This is a genomic window from Pseudomonas sp. 20-5, from assembly GCF_056782835.1.
The window spans coordinates 3,375,618-3,393,244 of the sequence record NZ_CM165584.1 but is presented as its reverse complement, the minus strand read 5'-3'; the positions used below and the strand labels follow the sequence as shown (position 1 = coordinate 3,393,244).

At 68.7% G+C, this 17,627-nt stretch carries 16 protein-coding genes; 4 read left to right on the top strand and 12 right to left on the bottom strand.

All coding sequences use genetic code 11. The features are described from left to right. Positions 1–43: 43 nt before the first annotated feature. The 5 genes from AC1RB9_RS15525 to AC1RB9_RS15505 form a co-directional block, all read right to left on the bottom strand. A complete protein-coding gene (locus tag AC1RB9_RS15525; RefSeq protein WP_003088555.1) occupies positions 44–607 on the bottom strand; it encodes a putative glycolipid-binding domain-containing protein in 564 nt (187 codons plus the stop codon). Then, positions 604–960 (bottom strand): MmcQ/YjbR family DNA-binding protein, encoded by a 357-nt coding sequence (locus AC1RB9_RS15520; RefSeq protein ID WP_003450413.1) that lies wholly within the window; start codon positions 958–960, stop codon positions 604–606. The genes AC1RB9_RS15525 and AC1RB9_RS15520 overlap by 4 nt, the downstream gene beginning before the upstream one ends. An 18-nt stretch (positions 961–978) precedes the next feature. Further along, positions 979–1,257 carry a peptidylprolyl isomerase gene (locus tag AC1RB9_RS15515; protein WP_003088559.1) on the bottom strand — a complete coding sequence of 93 codons (279 nt, stop codon included), beginning with the start codon at positions 1,255–1,257 and terminating at the stop codon, positions 979–981. A gap of 57 nt (positions 1,258–1,314) precedes the next feature. Further along, entirely contained in the window at positions 1,315–3,270 is a 1,956-nt protein-coding gene (locus tag AC1RB9_RS15510; RefSeq protein WP_003450416.1) for an acetoacetate--CoA ligase, read from the bottom strand. A gap of 67 nt (positions 3,271–3,337) precedes the next feature. Continuing rightward, positions 3,338–4,258: a LysR family transcriptional regulator gene (locus AC1RB9_RS15505; protein ID WP_003450419.1), complete on the bottom strand. Its 921-nt coding sequence runs from the start codon at positions 4,256–4,258 to the stop codon at positions 3,338–3,340. 131 nt (positions 4,259–4,389) lie between these two features. Between AC1RB9_RS15505 and AC1RB9_RS15500 the strand changes: the two genes are divergently transcribed. The 4 genes from AC1RB9_RS15500 (at position 4,390) to AC1RB9_RS15485 (ending at position 8,747) form a co-directional block, all read left to right on the top strand. Further along, entirely contained in the window at positions 4,390–5,088 is a 699-nt protein-coding gene (locus AC1RB9_RS15500; RefSeq protein WP_003088566.1) for a CoA transferase subunit A, read from the top strand. A 34-nt stretch (positions 5,089–5,122) separates the two neighbouring features. Next, entirely contained in the window at positions 5,123–5,779 is a 657-nt protein-coding gene (locus AC1RB9_RS15495) for a CoA transferase subunit B (RefSeq protein ID WP_003088567.1), read from the top strand. 149 nt (positions 5,780–5,928) lie between these two features. Beyond that, positions 5,929–7,110 carry an acetyl-CoA C-acetyltransferase gene (locus AC1RB9_RS15490; RefSeq protein ID WP_003121716.1) on the top strand — a complete coding sequence of 394 codons (1,182 nt, stop codon included), beginning with the start codon at positions 5,929–5,931 and terminating at the stop codon, positions 7,108–7,110. Positions 7,111–7,322: 212 nt separating this feature from the next. After that, entirely contained in the window at positions 7,323–8,747 is a 1,425-nt protein-coding gene (locus AC1RB9_RS15485) for a short-chain fatty acid transporter (RefSeq protein ID WP_003088572.1), read from the top strand. 190 nt (positions 8,748–8,937) lie between these two features. On the opposite strand, the gene bdhA is transcribed toward AC1RB9_RS15485, so the two are convergent. From bdhA to hmgA, 7 genes are all read right to left on the bottom strand, one after another. Further along, positions 8,938–9,708, bottom strand: a complete 771-nt coding sequence (bdhA, locus tag AC1RB9_RS15480; RefSeq protein WP_003100413.1) for a 3-hydroxybutyrate dehydrogenase — start codon at positions 9,706–9,708, stop codon at positions 8,938–8,940. Between the two features lie 33 nt (positions 9,709–9,741). Next, positions 9,742–11,133, bottom strand: coding sequence for a GntP family permease (locus tag AC1RB9_RS15475; RefSeq protein WP_003088575.1), 1,392 nt, complete (start codon positions 11,131–11,133; stop codon positions 9,742–9,744). 261 nt (positions 11,134–11,394) lie between these two features. After that, the gene (hbcR, locus tag AC1RB9_RS15470) at positions 11,395–12,840 is read right to left on the bottom strand and encodes a sigma-54-dependent transcriptional regulator HbcR (RefSeq protein WP_003100411.1); all 1,446 of its coding nucleotides are present in this window, start codon (positions 12,838–12,840) and stop codon (positions 11,395–11,397) included. A gap of 68 nt (positions 12,841–12,908) precedes the next feature. Then, positions 12,909–14,261: an MFS transporter gene (locus AC1RB9_RS15465; protein WP_003088580.1), complete on the bottom strand. Its 1,353-nt coding sequence runs from the start codon at positions 14,259–14,261 to the stop codon at positions 12,909–12,911. Between the two features lie 84 nt (positions 14,262–14,345). After that, positions 14,346–14,984, bottom strand: a complete 639-nt coding sequence (gene maiA, locus AC1RB9_RS15460) for a maleylacetoacetate isomerase (protein ID WP_003100402.1) — start codon at positions 14,982–14,984, stop codon at positions 14,346–14,348. Beyond that, on the bottom strand, positions 14,981–16,279 hold the full coding sequence (fahA, locus tag AC1RB9_RS15455; RefSeq protein WP_003100400.1) for a fumarylacetoacetase: 1,299 nt from the start codon (positions 16,277–16,279) through the stop codon (positions 14,981–14,983). Before fahA ends, maiA begins: the two co-directional genes overlap by 4 nt. A gap of 4 nt (positions 16,280–16,283) precedes the next feature. Then, positions 16,284–17,582 carry a homogentisate 1,2-dioxygenase gene (gene hmgA / locus AC1RB9_RS15450; protein WP_003100397.1) on the bottom strand — a complete coding sequence of 433 codons (1,299 nt, stop codon included), beginning with the start codon at positions 17,580–17,582 and terminating at the stop codon, positions 16,284–16,286. Positions 17,583–17,627: the final 45 nt, after the last annotated feature.

The window sequence follows — 17,627 nt, the reverse complement described above, 5'->3', positions numbered from 1 at the left end:
TCGCCGGGCTATCGGCGACGCGCGGTGCCCGGCGCTAGCGCGTTCAGAGACGCTGGAAGAGACCCGGGTAATCGATCACCAGGCCCTGTTCGTCCACCAGCAGTACCGCTTTGAACGCGCTGCCTTCGAGGTTCTCGTAGAGGTAGTGGCTGGCGTCCAGGCGGGTGTAGGCCTGGCGCATGCTACGCGGCTCCAGGGCCGGGGCCTCGATGTAGAGCGCGCGGATTTCCGCGCGCTGGCCATCGGCCAGGCCCAGGCGGCGGATCGGGAAAGTGTTGGTGAAGGGGCTTGGCCAAATATCGATGTCCAGGCAACCGTCGAATGCCGGTAGCGCTTCGCCGTCGCCGTCCTGCCAGTGGCCGCGGCCATCGGCGAGCAGGTGCAGCTTGCGCACCCCGGTTTCGCTTTCGACGTGGAACACTGCCTCACGCAGATGCCAGTCGGCGTCCCAGCGCAGCCGGTAGTCCAATTGGTAGGGCAGGCCGCTGCGTTCGTCCGGCGCGCGCAACTGGCTTTCCGCCTGGTCGTCCTCCAGGCGCAGGGCCTCCCAGCTGGACGACGGCGAGCGCCACAGGCCGGCCCAGGTGTACAGACGGTCGCGACTCATGCGTCGAGTACCAGGCCGAGGCGCTGGCGCCTGGGCAGGCGCGCCACCACCAACTGATGGGAACGGACCAGGGCCTCGCGCAACTCCGCCGCCTTCATCGGGTAGGGGCGGGCCATGACGATCCAGTGCGCGCGCGCCAGGTAGGGCGCCGGACGGATGCCGGGGCGGTCGACATAGCCGAGGAACAGCTCGCTGCCGACCTTGAAGGCCAGGCCGCCGTCCTTGTCGACGAAGTCGAGGATGGCGAACATCTTGTTGTCGGCCACCGAGAACACCCGGTTCGAACCCCACTTGAGGTCTTCCCGGGCGCCGGGCAGTTGCAGGCAGAAGGCGGCGATCTGGTCGGCGGTCATGGACGCTCCGGTGGCGGTTCAGTCGCGGAAATACACTTCCAGGAGATGGTAGCCGAACTGGCTCTTCAGCGGACCCTGGAGCACGCCCACGGGTTTCCTGAAGATGGCATTGTCGATGGACCTGACCATCTGCCCCGGGCGCACCTCGCCGAGGTCGCCGCCGCGCTTGCCGGACGGGCAGGTCGAATGCTTCTTCGCCAGCGTGGCGAAGTCCTCGCCCTTGGCCAGGCGCTGCTTCAGTTGCGCGGCCTCGGCTTCGGTCTTGACCAGGATGTGGCGGGCCATGGCGACGGGCATGGAATTACCTTTTGCGGTAGGACGGAACGCGCATTCTAGCCCAGGCTCGCCGCGGCTTCAGTCGCGCAGTTCGGCGAGGTCGCGATAAAGCTCCAGCGCCTGCGGGTTGGCCAGGGCGTCGGTGTTCTTCACCGGGCGGCCGTGGATCACGTTGCGCACCGCAAGCTCGACGATCTTGCCGCTCAGGGTGCGCGGGATATCGGCGACCTGGATGATCTTCGCCGGTACGTGGCGCGGCGTGGCGTTGGCGCGGATGGTCTGGCGGATGCGTTCGCGCAGCGGCTCGTCGAGTCGCACGCCGTCGCGCAGGCGGACGAACAGCAGCACACGCACATCGCCCTGCCAGTCCTGGCCGATGGCGATGGACTCGAGGACTTCCTCGACCTTTTCCACCTGGCGGTAGATTTCCGCGGTGCCGATGCGCACGCCGCCGGGATTGAGCACCGCGTCGGAGCGGCCGTGGATGACCAGCCCGCCGTGGACGGTTTCCTCGGCGTAGTCGCCATGGGCCCAGACGCCGGGAAAGCTGGCGAAGTAGGCGTCGTGGAACCTGGTGCCATCCGGGTCGTTCCAGAAGCCCAGCGGGATCGACGGGAAATGCCGGGTGCAGACCAGCTCGCCCTTGCCGCTGGCGAGGCGGCGGCCGTCGTCGTCCCAGATTTCCACGGCCATGCCCAGCGCCTTGCATTGCAGTTCGCCGCGCCACACCGGCAGCACCGGGTTGCCGATGGCGAAGCAGGAAACGATGTCGGTGCCGCCGGAGATCGACGACAGGCAGAGGTCGCTCTTCAGCTCGCGGTAGACGTAGTCGAAGCTTTCGTGGGCCAGCGGCGAACCGGTGGAGAGCAGTGTCCTCAGGCTGTCCAGGCGGTGGCTGTGGCGCGGGCGCACGCCGGCCTTCTCGAGCGCCGCCAGGTACTTGGCGCTGGCGCCGAACACGGCGATGTCCTCGGCGTCGATGAGGTCCAGCAGGCGCTCGGGGCCGGGGTGGAACGGCGAGCCGTCGTAGAGCACCAGGCTGGCGCCCACCGCCAGACCGGAGGCCAGCCAGTTCCACATCATCCAGCCGCAGGTGGTGTAGTAGAACAGCCGGTCGCCGTCGCCCAGGTCGGTGTGCAGGCCGTGCTCCTTGAGATGTTGCAGGAGCACGCCGCCGGTGGCATGGACGATGCATTTGGGGACTCCGGTGGTGCCCGACGAATAGAGGATGTACAGCGGCTGCTCGAAGGGCACCGGGGTGAAGACCGGCTCGCCCTCGGCCTGGTAGAACCCGTCCCACAGCGCGACCTGCGCCTGGCAGCGGTAGTCCTGCGGCTGCGCCTGCGGACGGTCGTAGGGCACCACCAGCAGTTGCTCCAGGCCGGGCAGGCCGGCGAGCACCTCGTTGAGCTTGGCGGTCAGGTCCAGCGACTTGCCGGCGTAGCGGTAGCCGGCGCAGGCGATCAGCACGCGCGGTTCGATCTGGCCGAAGCGGTCGATTACGCCCTGGGTACCGAAGTCCGGCGAGCAGCTCGACCAGGTCGCGCCGAGGCTGGCGGTGGCGAGCATGCCGACCACGGTCTGCCAGGTGTTCGGCATCAGCGCGGCGACCCGGTCGCCGGGGCCTATGCCCAGGGCGGCGAGGCGCTTCTGCAGGCCCGCCACGTGACGGGCCAGTTCGGCGTGGCTGAGCACCTCGCGGCGACCGTCTTCGCTCACCGCGATCAGCGCCGGGGCATCATCGCGGCGGCGCAGCAGGTGTTCGGCGAAATTCAGCGTGGCGCCGGGGAACCAGCGCGCCGAGGGCATCTGCGCGCCTTCCTCGAGGACCGCACGCGGCGGTTGCTGGAAGCGCACCTCGAAGAAGTCGACGATGGCCTGCCAGAACGCCTCGCGCCGCTGCACGCTCCAGGCATGCAGCGCCGGGTAGTCGACCAGGCCGAGGGCGTGCCGCTGGTTGACGAAGCGTCGGAAGGCCTCCATGCGACTGGCGGCGATGCGTTCGGCGGAAGGGCTCCAGAGCGGTGCGGGCATGGCGTGTCCGTCCTTGTTGTTGTTCCGGGACATGCAGGAAGCATAACCGGACCCGCCGCTGCCTGCCTCACTCCGTGGACTGGTCCTGCGGCAGCGCCAGCGAGCGCCAGTCGGTGCCATGCAGCAGCACGTCGCTGAGAGCCTGGGCGGCGGTGGACAGCTTGTGCTCGCTCAGCCGCAGCAGGCCGACCCGTCGCTGCACCTGCGGCGCGTAGAGCGGCAGGCAGCGCGCGCCGAGTTCCTGCATCTGCTGGATGCACAGGGTCGGCACGGCGCTGACACCCAGTCCCTGGGCGACCATCCGCCCGACCGTGACCAGTTGGTGGCTCTCGAACGCCACCGGCAAGCGGCCGTGCTCGGCGGCCACGCTTTCTTCCAGGAGCAGGCGCACCGCCGAGGGGCGTTGCAGGGTAATGAAGGGCTCGCTGAGCAGTTCGCGCCAACTGACCCGCTCCTGCCCGGACAGCGGCGAGCCGGCCGGCACCACGGCGACGAAGCGGTCGCTGTAGAACGGGGTGAACTCGAGGTTTTCCAGGGACTCCGGCTCGAAGGCGATGCCCAGCTCGACGCGTCGGTTGCGGACCATCTCCAGCACCTGCTCGTTGATCACGTCGTGCACCGCCACGTTGACCCGCGGGTGGCGTTCGCGAAAGGTCTTCAAGACCAGCGGCAGCAGGTTGCCGGCGAAGGAGGGCATGGCGGCGATGGAGACCTTGCCCAGTTGCAGGGTGAAGTGCTGGCGCAGCAATTCCTCGGTATTGTCCCAGTCGGCCAGCAGGCGCAGCGCCAGCGGCAGCAGGGTCTCGCCCTCGGGGGTGAGGCTGACGCTGCGGGTGGTACGTTCCAGCAGCGGACCGCCGAGGCTTTCCTCCAGGCTCTTGATCGCCAGGCTCAGGGCCGGCTGGGAGAGGTGCAGGCGTTCGCCGGCCTGGGCGAAGCTGAGGCTCTGCGCCACGGCGAGGAAGGCGCGCAACTGCTTGACGGTCATTTATTTGTTTTTCTCATCAATGGATTGGAAAAACAAACTTAACAAATCAGTCCGCAGCGGAGAAGCTCTGTGCGACCCGGCAGTCAGACTGCCGCACGCACAATCACAAGAGCCGGAAGAGGCACAGCAGCATGAGCGGACTCGACAAGCGAGTAGGCAGTTACGAAGAGGCCCTCGAAGGCCTGACCGACGGCATGACCGTCCTCGCCGGGGGCTTCGGCCTCTGCGGGATTCCCGAGAACCTGATCGCGGAAATCCGCCGGCGCGGGGTCAGAGACCTCACGGTGGTCTCGAACAACTGCGGCGTCGACGGTTTCGGCCTCGGCGTGCTGCTGGAAGACCGGCAGATCCGCAAGATGATCGCCTCCTATGTCGGCGAGAACGCCCTGTTCGAGCAACAACTGCTCAGTGGCGAGCTGGAAGTCGAACTGACCCCGCAAGGCTCGCTGGCCGAGAAGATCCGCGCCGGCGGCGCCGGCATCCCGGCCTTCTTCACCGCCACCGGCTACGGCACCCCGGTCGCCGAGGGCAAGGAGGCGCGCGAGTTCAATGGCCGCCACTACATCCTCGAACCGGCCATCACCGGCGACTTCGCCATCGTCAAGGGCTGGAAGGCCGACCATTTCGGCAACGTCGTCTATCGCCACACCGCGCAGAACTTCAACCCGCTGGTCGCCACCGCCGGGCGCATCACGGTGGTCGAGGTGGAGGAGATCGTCGAGCCCGGCGAACTGGACCCGACGCAGATCCACACCCCCGGCATCTACGTCGACCGGATCATCCAGGGTCGCTTCGAGAAACGCATCGAGAAACGCACGCTGCGCGCCTGACGGCGGCCGCTACAACGACAAGAGGTTTCCCCAGATGGCACTTACCCGCGAACAGATGGCGCAGCGCGTGGCGCGCGAATTGAAGGACGGCTACTACGTCAACCTCGGCATCGGCATCCCGACCCTGGTGGCCAACTACGTGCCGGAAGGCATCGACGTCATGCTCCAGTCGGAGAACGGCCTGCTCGGCATGGGCGCGTTCCCCAGCGAGGCGGAAGTCGACGCCGACATGATCAACGCCGGCAAGCAGACCGTGACCGCCCGCGTCGGCGCGTCGATCTTCGACTCGGCGCAGTCCTTCGCCATGATCCGTGGCGGCCACGTCGACCTCACCGTGCTCGGTGCCTTCGAGGTGGACGTGCGCGGCAACATCGCCTCCTGGATGATCCCCGGCAAGCTGGTCAAGGGCATGGGCGGCGCCATGGACCTGGTGGCCGGCGCCGAGAACATCATCGTCACCATGACCCACGCCTCCAAGGACGGCGAGTCCAAGCTGCTGCCGTACTGCACCCTGCCGCTGACCGGTTGCGGCTGCATTCGCAAGGTGCTCACCGACCTGGCCTACCTGGAGATCGAGGACGGCGCCTTCATCCTCCGCGAGCGCGCCCCCGGGGTCAGCGTCGAGGAGATCGTGGCGAAGACCGCCGGCAAGCTGATCGTCCCCGAGCACGTGCCGGAAATGAGTTTCTGAATCGCGGCCCGCGCGGCCGGCGCCTCCACGCAAGGCGCCGGCCGCGCGGACCGTCCTTTCCAGAGGGCGTAGGATAGGAGCCTGTCGCACCGCCTACGTCCACCCGCAGCGATTCGGCCCGGCCACGGGCGAATCCAGGAGAACCATCCATGCAAGACGTCGTCATCGTCGCCGCTACCCGTACCGCCGTCGGCAGCTTCCAGGGCTCGCTGGCCGGCATTCCCGCCCCCGAGCTGGGCGCCGCGGTGATCCGCCGCCTGCTCGAACAGACCGGTCTCGATGCCGGCCAGGTCGACGAAGTGATCCTCGGCCAGGTGCTCACCGCCGGGTCCGGGCAGAACCCGGCGCGCCAGGCGGCGATCAAGGCCGGCCTGCCGGTCGGCGTGCCGGCCATGACCCTGAACAAGGTCTGCGGCTCCGGCCTCAAGGCCCTGCATCTGGGCGCCCAGGCGATCCGCTGCGGCGACGCCGAGGTGATCGTCGCCGGCGGCCAGGAGAACATGAGCCTGGCGCCCTACGTCATGCCCGGCGCCCGCACCGGCCTGCGCATGGGCCATGCGAAGCTGGTCGACAGCATGATCGAGGACGGCCTGTGGGACGCCTTCAACGACTACCACATGGGCATCACCGCCGAGAACCTGGCGGAGAAGTACGGCCTGACCCGCGAGGAGCAGGACGCCTTCGCCGCCGCTTCGCAGCAGAAGGCCATCGCCGCCATCGAGGGCGGGCGCTTCCGCGACGAGATCACGCCGATCCAGGTCCCGCAGCGCAAGGGCGAGCCGCTGAGCTTCGATACCGACGAGCAGCCGCGCGCCGGCACCACCGTCGAGGCCCTGGCCAAGCTCAAGCCGGCCTTCAGGAAGGACGGCAGCGTCACCGCCGGCAACGCCTCCAGCCTCAACGACGGCGCCGCCGCGGTATTGCTGATGAGCGCGGCCAAGGCCAAGGCCCTGGGCCTGCCGGTGCTGGCGCGGATCGCCAGCTACGCCAGCGCCGGGGTCGACCCGGCGATCATGGGCATCGGCCCGGTCTCCGCCACCCGTCGCGCGCTCGACAAGGCCGGCTGGAGCCTGGAGCAACTGGACCTGATCGAGGCCAACGAGGCCTTCGCCGCGCAGTCCCTGGCGGTGGGCCGGGAACTGGGCTGGGATGCCGCCAGGGTCAACGTCAACGGCGGCGCCATCGCCCTTGGCCACCCGATCGGCGCGTCCGGCTGCCGGGTGCTGGTGACCCTGCTGCACGAGATGATCCGTCGCGACGCGAAGAAGGGCCTCGCCACCCTGTGCATCGGCGGCGGGCAGGGCGTCGCCCTGACCCTGGCCCGCGACTGATCCATCGACCTGCCGCTCGCGGCGTGATCGCGCCATGTCCTTTCGCGGGGGCATGGCGCGCTCGTGTCCAGGGAACGAGCGGCGGACGGCCTTGACCGTCCGACCGGCCCCGTACCGTTCCGCCCCTCGGGACGACCGGGTGCCCAGGGAGCCGTAGCACACACAGGCGGCCCCGTAGTCGCCGAATAACAATAAAACCGAGAGAATCCGCGATGACCGCTATCCTTCCCATCCAAGAAAGCCGCTCCGCGCGCTTTGCCATGCGTTGCTCGAACTGGGCCGAGCGCTGGTTTCCCGACTCCTGGGTGTTCGCCGCCCTGGCCATCCTCATCGTCAGCCTGGCCGCGCTGGCCATGGGCGCCGGACCGACCGCCACGGCGAAAGCCTTCGGCGACGGTTTCTGGAGCCTGATCCCGTTCACCATGCAGATGGCCTTCGTGGTCATCGGCGGCTATGTGGTGGCCAGTTCAGGCCCCGCCTCGCGTCTCATCGACCTGCTCGCGCGGGTGCCGAAGAATGGCCGCTCGGCGGTCTGCTGGGTGGCGCTGGTGTCGATGCTCGCCTCGCTGCTCAACTGGGGCCTCAGCCTGGTCTTCGGCGGCCTGCTGGTACGCGCCCTGGCGCGCCGCAGCGACCTGCGCATGGACTATCGCGCCGCCGGCGCCGCGGCCTACCTCGGGCTGGGCGCGGTGTGGGCGCTGGGCCTGTCGTCGTCGGCCGCGCAGTTGCAGGCCAACCCGGCCAGCCTGCCACCGTCGATCCTGGCGATCACCGGGGTGATCCCGTTCACCGAGACCATCTTCCTCTGGCAGTCCGGGGTCATGCTGCTGGCGCTGATCCTGGTCTCGCTGGTGATCGCCTACATGACCGCGCCGAGCGCCGCCAGCGCCCGCGACGCCAAGGATTGCGGGGTCGACGTGAGCTTCACCGCTCCGGCCAGGCTGGCGCCGACCCGGCCCGGCGAGTGGCTGGAGCACAGCCCGTTGCTGATCATCCTGCTGGTACTGCTGGCCGGCGGCTGGCTGGTCCACGAGTTCTCGACCAAGCCGGCGATCCTGGCGATCTCCGGGTTGAACACCTATAACCTGCTGTTCCTGATGCTCGGCGCGTTGCTGCACTGGCGCCCGCGCAGCTTCCTCGACGCGGTGGCGCGCGCGGTGCCGACCACCACCGGGGTGCTGATCCAGTTCCCGCTGTACGGCTCGATCGCGGCGATCATGACCACGGTCAACGGCAGCGACGGCGAGACCCTGGCCCACCATATCTCGACCTTCTTCGTACAGATCGCCTCCCACGACACCTACGCGCTGCTGATGGGCGTGTACTCGGCGGTGCTGGGCTTCTTCATTCCCTCCGGCGGCGGCAAGTGGATCATCGAGGCGCCGTACGTGATGCAGGTGGCCAACGAGCTGCAATACCACCTCGGCTGGGCGGTGCAGATCTACAACGCCGCCGAGGCGCTGCCGAACCTGATCAACCCGTTCTACATGCTGCCGTTACTCGGCGTGCTGGGGCTGAAGGCGCGCGACCTGATCGGCTTCTCGTTCGTCCAGTTGCTGGTGCACATCCCGCTGGTGCTGGTGCTGCTCTGGGCCCTGGGCAGCACCCTGGCGTACATCCCGCCGGTGATGCCGTAGCGCATCGCACCCCCCGATAACTTCCTCTCCCTTCAGGGAGGAGGTTGAGGACCGGGCAGCCGTGCCGGGAAACGAGGTATCGGCGGATAACGCCTGTGGCGTTATCCGCCCTACGCAATGGGGCGGGCGAACTCCGGATGGTTCCCTCTCCCTTCAGGGAGAGGGTCTGGGGAGAGGCTGGCCGCCCCGGCTACTGCGCCACCCAGCCGCCATCCATGTTCCAGGCCGCGCCGCGCACCTGGTCGGCGGCTTCGCTGCAAAGGAACAGCGTCAGTCCGCCGAGTTGCTCGGGGGTGACGAAGGCCAGCGAGGGTTGCTTTTCCGCCAGCAGGTCGTGTTCCGCCTGTTCGGGCGAGACGCCCTCGGCGATGCGCGCGTCGATCTGCTTCTGCACCAGCGGGGTCAGCACCCAGCCGGGGCAGATGGCGTTGCAGGTCACCGGCGTGCGCGCCGTTTCCAGCGCCACACTCTTGGTCAGGCCGAGCACGCCATGCTTGGCGGCGACGTAGGCGCTCTTCCCGGCCGAGGCGACCAGGCCGTGGGTCGAGGCGATGTTGACGATCCGCCCCCAGCCGCGCGCGAGCATGCCCGGCAGGGCCAGGCGGGTGGTATGGAACACCGAGGACAGGTTGATCGCGATGATCGCGTCCCAGCGTTCCGTGGGGAATTCCTGCACCGGCGCCACGTACTGGATGCCGGCGTTGTTGACGAGGATGTCGACGCCGCCGAAGGTCCGCTCGGCGAAGGCCATCAGTTCGCCGATCTGCTCCGGGCTGGAGAGGTCGGCCGGGTGGTGCTCTGCGCGCACGCCGCGGGCGCGGACCTGCGCCAGTGCCGCGTCGACCTCGCCGAAGCCGTTGAGGAGCAGGTCGGCGCCGGCCTCGGCCAGGCTCAGGGCGATGCCCAGGCCGATGCCGCTGGTGGAACCGGTGACCAGGGCGGTCTTGCCTTTCAGGGTCATGCTGTTTCTCCCGCTGGATGAAAAAAGGGCGGATCAGACCAGGCCGGTGGCGTAGAACAGCCCGATGACGAAGAACACCGCCAGGGTCTTGATCAGGGTAATACCGAAAATGTCCTTGTACGCCTCCCGATGGGTCAGGCCGGTGACCGCCAGAAGGGTGATCACCGCGCCGTTGTGCGGCAGGGTATCCATCCCGCCGCTGGCCATGGCGGCGACCCGGTGGAGGACTTCCAGGGGGATCTGCGCGGCGTTGGCGGCGGCGATGAAGGTATCGGACATCGCCGCCAGGGCGATGCTCATGCCGCCCGACGCGGAACCGGTGATGCCGGCCAGCAGGGTGACGGTGATCGCTTCGTTGACCAGCGGATTGGGAATGCTCTTGAGCGCGTCGGCCAGCACCAGGAAGCCCGGCAGCGAGGCGATCACCGCACCGAAGCCGTATTCCGAGGCGGTGTTCATCGCCGCCAGCAGCGAGCCGGCCACCGCGCTGCGGGTGCCTTCGGCGAGGCGGCTGCGGATCGCCGCGAAGCCGCTCGCCAGCACCAGCAGGATGCCCAGCAGCAGGGCCGCCTGCACTGCCCAGATCGCGGTGAGCTTGCCGACCTCGGTTTGCAACGGCGTGGCCATGCCGGCCAGTTGCAGGGTATGGACCTGGCCGTACCATTGCGGGATCCAGTGGGTGAACAGCAGGTTGGCGACCCCGACCAGCACCAGCGGCGAGAGCGCCAGCCAGGGATTCGGCAGGCGCAGGTCATCGGCGGTCTCCGGCTCGTTGCGCAGGTCGCTGCCGTAGCCTTCGCCGTTGCGCCGCGCCTTGTTCGCCTGGCGTCGCAGGTAGAGCATGCCCACGGCGAAGACGAACAGCGCGCCGAGGGTGCCGAGCCAGGGCGCGGCCCAGGCGTGGGTGCCGAAGAAGGTCGAGGGGATGATGTTCTGGATCTGCGGGGTGCCGGGCAGCGCGTCCATGGTGAAGGAAAACGCGCCGAGGGCGATGGTCGCCGGAATCAACCGCTTGGGGATGTCGCTCTGGCGGAACATCTCCGCGGCGAACGGGTAGACCGCGAACACCACCACGAACAGCGAGACGCCGCCGTAGGTGAGCAGCGCGCAGACCAGTACGATCACCAGCATCGCCTGGCGGGTGCCGAGCAGGCGGATCGCCGCCGCGACGATGGAGCGGGAGAAGCCGGCCAGCTCGATCAGCTTGCCGAACACCGCGCCAAGCAGGAATACCGGGAAGTAAAGCTTGATGAAACCGACCATCTTCTCCATGAACACCCCGGTGAAGGTCGGCGCGACCGCGCTGGGATCGGTGAGCAGGACGGCGCCGAGGGCGGCGAGGGGGGCGAACAGGATGACGCTGTAGCCCCGGTAGGCGGCCAGCATCAGCAGGCCCAGGGCGGCAAGGGCGATGATCACGCTCATCGGGCATATCTCCACGGCGCTGCGGGGCGCGCTTCGCATGGGGAAGGCGCTCCGGGCCTGTTTCTTGTTGTCGAACGATGCGGGCACCGGCGTGACGGCCTGGAACGGGGCAGGGCCGTCGGAAAGGCACGTTGCGATAACCGTGCCAGGCCCCAGAATCGCGGTTTTCGCGGGCTGCGGCGAGACGAAGGGGAGCGTGGGGAATAGCGTTGTCTCAAAATGGAGACGTAATCGAGCGAAAGTTCCGTGGCTATGCAGGTCTCAGTTCGTCTCTATTTCGAGACGAGTCCCGCTATCGAGACGCATGCCCAGCGCCACGATCTTCTTGTACAGGGTCGAGCGACCCAGGCCCAGGCGTTTCGCCGCTTCCACCACATTGCCGGCACTCTGCGCCAGGGCCCGTCCGATCAGGTCGCGCTCGAAGGCTTCGCGGGCCTGTTGGAAATCCCCGACCGGCCTGTCGTCCGCCGCTCGAGGCAGCTCCGGCAGCGGTTGCAGGGGCCCCAGCGCCGCGCCGAGGGCGGCGGCGTCCAGCAACCGTTGGTCGGCCAGCAGCAGCGCGCGTTCCAGCACGTTGCGCAGTTCGCGGACGTTGCCCGGCCAGGCATGCCGGGCGAGCAGCGCCAGGGCGTCGCCGCCGAGTTCGTGGAGACGGCCGTGGTCGAGGCTGTCGAGGATCGACTCGCAGAGCGCCGGGAGGTCGTCCAGGCGCTGGCGCAACGGCGGGATCTCGATCGGCAGGACGTTCAGCCGGTAGTAGAGGTCAGCGCGGAAACGGCCTTCGCGCATCGCCTGCTGCAGGTCGATGGAAGTGGCGGCGACCAGGCGGATGTCGCTGCGGATCACTTCGTTGGAACCCACCGCTTCGAACTCTTTCTCCTGTAGCACGCGCAACAGCTTGCCTTGCAAGGCCAGCGGCATGTCGCCGATCTCGTCGAGGAACAACGTGCCGCCCTGGGCCACCTGCAACTTGCCTGGCCGGCCCTTGCGCTCGGCACCGGTGAAGGCCCCCGGGGCGGTACCGAAGAATTCGGCCTCCAGCAGGCTTTCCGGGATCGCCGCGGCGTTCACGCTGACGAAGGCCTTGTGCGCCCGCGGCGAGGCGCTGTGGATGGCGTGGGCGAGCAGTTCCTTGCCGGTGCCGGTCTCGCCGAGCAACAGCACCGGCGCTTCGCTGGCCGCGCCACGACGGGCGCGGCGCTTGACTTCCAGGCTGGCCGGACTGGTGCCGACGAAGTGGCTGAAGCTGTACTTGGCCTGGCGCGCCTGCAATTGCGAGCGGGTCGAGGCCAGTTCGCGCTGCATGCTCAGGTAGCGGGTCACCAGCGGCGACAGCGAACGCAGTTCGTCGAGCAGGGCGAAGCCGATGGCGCCGATCACTTCGCCGGCGTCGTCGTGGATCGGCAGGCGCATCACCACCAGCGGGTCCTTCGCGCTGTCCATCATGTCCAGCAGGATCGGCTTGCCGCTGCCTACCACTTCGCGCAGCAGGCTACCGGGGATCACGCTTTCGCAGGGCCGGCCGATGGCCTGCGCCGGGTCGGCGAGGCCGAAACGCTGGGCGTAGCGCTGGTTGATCCAGACGATGCGGGCCTCGCGGTCGACGATCACCGTGCCTTCGCTGGAGCCTTCGACGATCTCGAACAGCGAACGGATCGCCTGCTGGCGCACGCGTTGGTAATCCTGGAGGCTGTCGGCGTCGTTCATCGGCGGCTCCTGCGGCGGACGGCGAAACGGCCCGCCACTGTAGCCGGGAAGCCGCTCGCGGTGAAGGCTCAGGATTCCTCGACGGCCAGCGCGGCGGCGCTTTCCCGCTGCGCCTGGGCGGCGGGCGAGCGGACCTGGAGGATCAGTAGCGCGGCGAGCCCGGCGGGAATCGCCGCAAGCATGAAGATGTTCTCCACGGATATGTGCATGCCCAGCAGCAGGCTGCCGAACAGTGGGCCGAGGATCGAACCGAAGCGGCCCACGCCCAGCGCCCAGCCGGTGCCGGTGGCGCGTACCTGGGCCGGGTAGAAGTTGCTGGCGAAGGCGTTCAGGGTCAACTGCCCGCCGATGATGCAGAAGCCGGCGGCGAAGACGAACGCCAGCAGCCAGCGCGGCTGGTCGTGGTTGAGGCCGAGGAGCAGGGTGAACAGCGCGGCGCCGGCGAGAATCGCCGCCAGCAGGCGGACCTTGCTGCGCAGGCGGTCGGCGAGCCAGGCCAGGAGCATCGCGCCGAGGGTGCCGGCGAAGAGGAACATCGAGGTCGCCAGGTTCGCCGCATTGCGTGTCAGGCCGCTTTCCTGGAGCAGCGAGGGCAGCCAACTGACCATGAAGTAGAGCAGGATCAGGCTGACGAAGAAGGTCGCCCAGAGCAGCAGGGTCGGCCGCGCGTAACCGTGGCGGAACAGCTCCAGCACGGTCAGGCTCGCCGCCGGCTCGGCGTCGGCCTGTGCCGGCGGCGGCTGCCAGCCCGGCGCCATACGCTCGCTGAGCTGGCGCAGGCGGGCATAGGGCGGTGCGTCGCGGAGCAGGCGCGGCAGCGACTCCGGGAGGAACAGGAGGAGGAAGGGGAACAGCAGCAACGGGGTGACGCCGCCGGCGAGGAACACCGCCTGCCAGCCGAAGCCGTCCATGAAGGCGGCGGCGACGAAACCGCCGGCGGCGCCGCCGAAGGAGAAACCGCAGGCCGCCAGGGTGACCATCAGGGTACGCAGGCGCGGTGGCGAATACTCGGCCATCAGCGCCATGGCACTGGGCATCGCCCCGCCCATTCCGATGCCGCAGACGAAGCGCGCCAGCATCAGGCTTTCCAGGGAACCGGCGAAGACCATCAGGACGGTCAGGCTGGCGTAGATCAGCACGCAGCAGAGCAGCACCCGGCGGATGCCGAAGCGGTCCGCCAGCGGCGTCACCAGCAGCGAACCGACGGTCAGGCCGAACAGGTTGGCGCTGAACACCGGGCCGAACGCGGCCTTGTCCAGGCCCCATTCCTGGGCCAGGGTCGGCACCACGTAGCCGAGCACCTGGGCATCGTAGCCATCGGTGACCAGCAACAGGGCGAGGAGCAGCAGCAACAGCCACTGGTAGCGGGACACGGGGCGCGCGTCGAGCGCCGCGCGAAAGCTGGCGATCTGGTTGTGCATCGCAAGGTACCTGAGGTTCTTATTGGTGATGGGGCGTCCGGCGGACGCCCCCCTTTATCTTCAGGAGCGGGACTCTGCGGTCCCTCAGGCGGCCGGGGTGTCCGGCTGGTTGGCCGGATGGGCCTGGCGGAACGCCGGATGGGCGGCGGCCAGGTCGGCGACCCGGCGGATCCGTGGCCAGGCGTCCAGCGCCACGCCGAAGCGCTCGGCGGCGTAGAGCTGCGGGACCAGGTAGACGTCGGCCAGGCCCGGCCGGTCGCCGAAGCACCAGCCCTGGTCGCCGATCAGTTGCTCGACGGCGGCGAGACCCTGGCCGACCCAGTGGCCGATCCACTGCCGGACCTGCTCTTCGTCGTGGCCCCACTGACGCAGCAGGTTGAGCACGCTGGCGTTGTGCAACGGGTGGATGTCGCAGCCGACCAGCGCCGCGACTCCGCGCTCGCGGGCGCGGCGCAGCGGATCGCTGGAGAGCAGGGCGGGTTGCGGGTAGCGCTCCTCGAGGTACTCGATGATCGCCGGCGACTGGATCAGCAGCTCGCCCTCGTCGACCTGCAGGGCCGGTACGCGGCCCTGCGGGTTGAGCGCCAGGTAGGCGGGTTGGCGGTGTTCGCCGCCGTCGCGGACCAGGTTGACCGGCAGCGACTGGTAGTCCAGCCCCTTCAGCGCCAGGGCGATGCGCACCCGGTAGGAGGAGGTGGAACGGTAGTAGGTATAGAGCTTCATCCGCGCGCCCCCGGAAGGGCCGCGAGCACCTTGCCGCGACATTCGCCGAAACCGATCGAGACATGTCCCTCGCGCTTGCAGCGAGCGCGGAGGATGACCTCGTCGCCGTCCTCGAGGAAGCGCCGGGTCTCGCCGGAGGCCAGTTGCACCGGCTGCTTGCCGCCAGCGGTGATCTCCAGCAGCGAGCCGAACTGGCCGGGCTCGGCGCCGGACAGGGTGCCGGAGCCGAACAGGTCGCCGGGCTGCAACTGGCAGCCATTGACGCTGTGGTGGGCGACCATCTGCGCCACCGTCCAGTACATGCTCAGGCTGTTGCTCAGGGTCAGGCGCTGCGGCGGCAGGCCTTTCTCGCGCAGGCCCTCGGTGAGCAGCAGGACCTCCAGCTCGATGTCGAAGGCGCCGTGGGCCTGGTCGTTGTCGTCGTAGAGATACGGCAGCGGCCGCGGGTCGCCTTCGGGGCGCGCTGGCTGGGCACGGCGGAACGGCTCCAGGGCTTCGGCGGTGACCACCCAGGGCGAGACGCTGGTGATGAAGCTCTTCGACAGGAACGGGCCGAGCGGTTGGTATTCCCAGGCCTGGATGTCGCGCGCCGACCAGTCGTTGAGCAGGCAGAAGCCGGCGATGTGCTCGGCGGCGCGGGAAACCGGGATGGCTTCGCCGAGGGCGTTGCCCTGGCCGATCCAGATGCCCAGCTCCAGTTCGTAGTCCAGGCGCGCGCAGGGGCCGAACACCGGCTCGCTGGCGCCGGCCGGCAGGGTCTGGCCGTTGGGCCGGCGCACTTCGCTGCCGGAGACGCGCACGGTCGAGGCGCGGCCGTGGTAGCCGATGGGCACGTGCTTGTAGTTGGGCAGCAGTGGGTTGTCCGGGCGGAACAGCTTGCCGACGTTCTCGGCATGGCGGATGCCGACGTAGAAGTCGGTGTAGTCGCCGATCCTGGCCGGTAGGTGCATTTGGCACTCGGCGGCCGGATGGAGCAGTTCCGGGCGCTCCGCGGCGCCTTCGCCGAGCAGCTCCAGCAGGCGCTGGCGCAGCGCCACGCGGGCCGGCTTGCCGAGGGCGAAGAAGGCGTTCAGCGCGCCGCCGCGGGTGGCTTCGGCGGCTTCGCCGGCGGCACCCTCGAACAGCCCGGCGGCCAGCGCCGCGTCCAGGTCGAGGATCGAGTCGCCGATGGCCACGCCGCAACGCGGGCTCAGGCCGGCACGGCTGAAGATGCCCAGCGGCAGGTTCTGCAGGGGAAAGTCGGCATGCCCATTGGCGGAGGCGACCCAGCTACGAGTGGGGGTTGGCTGGTTCATGGGGTTATCTCCGTTGCGGGTTGAAGGTGGATACGAGCGACGCCCAGCAGGCATCGTAGTCATTCTGCAGGGCCGGCGTCTCGAGGGCGGCACGGCTCGGCCGGAGGACCTGGCTGGTCTCGAACATGAAGGCCATGGTCTGGTCGATCCTGTGCGGCTTGAGGTCGGCGGCGATGGCCTTGTCGCAGCTTTCCGCGTCCGGGCCGTGGGCGCTCATGCAACTGTGCAGCGAGGCGCCGCCGGGCACGAAGCCGCCGGCCTTGGCGTCATAGGCGCCCTGGATCAGGCCCATGAATTCGTTCATCAGATTGCGGTGGAACCATGGCGGACGGAAGGTGTTCTCGGCCACCATCCAGCGCGGCGGGAAGATCACGAAGTCGATGTTGGCCAGGCCGGGGACGCTGGTGGGGGAGGTCAGCACGGTGAAGATCGACGGGTCCGGGTGGTCGAAGCTGACCGTGCCGATGGTGTTGAAGCGGCGCAGGTCGTACTTGTAGGGCACGTTGTTGCCGTGCCAGGCGACCACGTCCAGCGGCGAGTGGTCAAGCTCGCAGGCCCACAGCTCGCCGAGGTATTTCTGCACCAGTTGCAGCGGCTGGCGGCTGTCCTCGTAGCGCGCCACCGGGGTCAGGAAGTCGCGCGGATTGGCCAGGCCATTGCTGCCGATCGGGCCGAGGTCGGGCAGGCGCAGCGGCGCGCCGTGGTTCTCGGCGATATAGCCGCGTGCCTCGCCGTCGAGCAGCTCGACGCGGAACTTCATCCCGCGCGGGATCACCGCGATCTCCAGCGGTTCGACTTGCAGCGCGCCGAGTTCGGTGCACAGGCGCAGACGGCCCAATTGCGGGACCAGCAGCAGTTCGCCATCGGCGTCGTAGAAGCAACGCTCCATCGAGCGGTTGGCCAGGTACTGGTAGATGCTCACGCCGGCGGGCTTGTCGCCGGGCGCGTTGGCGGCCATGCGCAGCAGGCCGTCGAGGAAGTCGGTGGGCTGCTCGGGCAGTGCCAGCGGGTCCCAGCGCAGGCGGTTGGGAGTCGGCGCATCCAGTTCGGCACCGGCGATCTGTCGTTCCAGGCGGCGGAACGGCGGATGCTTGGCCGACGGCGTGATGCGGTACAGCCAGGTGCGCCGGGCCTCGCTGCGAGCCATGGTGAAGGCGGTGCCGGAGAGCAGTTCGGCGTACAGGCCGTAGGGCGCTTTCTGCGGGGAGTTCTGGCCGACCGGCAGGGCGCCGGGGAGCGCTTCGCTGCTGAATTCGTTGCCGAAGCCCGATTGATAGGCGAGGGCAGTGGAGTCGAGGTTCATCTGAGGCCTCCGGGGAGTGGGGGCAGCTTGCCGCCGATCCGCCGG

Excerpts from the sequence above, each read along its gene's own strand:
- AC1RB9_RS15510 (WP_003450416.1), bottom strand. The coding sequence starts at position 3,270 with ATGCCCGCACCGCTCTGGAGCCCTTCCGCCGAACGCATCGCCGCCAGT.
- AC1RB9_RS15465 (WP_003088580.1), bottom strand. The coding sequence starts at position 14,261 with ATGCACAACCAGATCGCCAGCTTTCGCGCGGCGCTCGACGCGCGCCCC.
- AC1RB9_RS15495 (WP_003088567.1), top strand. The coding sequence starts at position 5,123 with ATGGCACTTACCCGCGAACAGATGGCGCAGCGCGTGGCGCGCGAATTG.
- AC1RB9_RS15485 (WP_003088572.1), top strand. The coding sequence starts at position 7,323 with ATGACCGCTATCCTTCCCATCCAAGAAAGCCGCTCCGCGCGCTTTGCC.
- hbcR (WP_003100411.1), bottom strand. The coding sequence starts at position 12,840 with ATGAACGACGCCGACAGCCTCCAGGATTACCAACGCGTGCGCCAGCAG.
- AC1RB9_RS15525 (WP_003088555.1), bottom strand. The coding sequence starts at position 607 with ATGAGTCGCGACCGTCTGTACACCTGGGCCGGCCTGTGGCGCTCGCCG.
- AC1RB9_RS15475 (WP_003088575.1), bottom strand. The coding sequence starts at position 11,133 with ATGAGCGTGATCATCGCCCTTGCCGCCCTGGGCCTGCTGATGCTGGCC.
- AC1RB9_RS15520 (WP_003450413.1), bottom strand. The coding sequence starts at position 960 with ATGACCGCCGACCAGATCGCCGCCTTCTGCCTGCAACTGCCCGGCGCC.
- bdhA (WP_003100413.1), bottom strand. The coding sequence starts at position 9,708 with ATGACCCTGAAAGGCAAGACCGCCCTGGTCACCGGTTCCACCAGCGGC.
- AC1RB9_RS15500 (WP_003088566.1), top strand. The coding sequence starts at position 4,390 with ATGAGCGGACTCGACAAGCGAGTAGGCAGTTACGAAGAGGCCCTCGAA.
- AC1RB9_RS15490 (WP_003121716.1), top strand. The coding sequence starts at position 5,929 with ATGCAAGACGTCGTCATCGTCGCCGCTACCCGTACCGCCGTCGGCAGC.
- AC1RB9_RS15505 (WP_003450419.1), bottom strand. The coding sequence starts at position 4,258 with ATGACCGTCAAGCAGTTGCGCGCCTTCCTCGCCGTGGCGCAGAGCCTC.
- maiA (WP_003100402.1), bottom strand. The coding sequence starts at position 14,984 with ATGAAGCTCTATACCTACTACCGTTCCACCTCCTCCTACCGGGTGCGC.
- hmgA (WP_003100397.1), bottom strand. The coding sequence starts at position 17,582 with ATGAACCTCGACTCCACTGCCCTCGCCTATCAATCGGGCTTCGGCAAC.
- AC1RB9_RS15515 (WP_003088559.1), bottom strand. The coding sequence starts at position 1,257 with ATGCCCGTCGCCATGGCCCGCCACATCCTGGTCAAGACCGAAGCCGAG.
- fahA (WP_003100400.1), bottom strand. The coding sequence starts at position 16,279 with ATGAACCAGCCAACCCCCACTCGTAGCTGGGTCGCCTCCGCCAATGGG.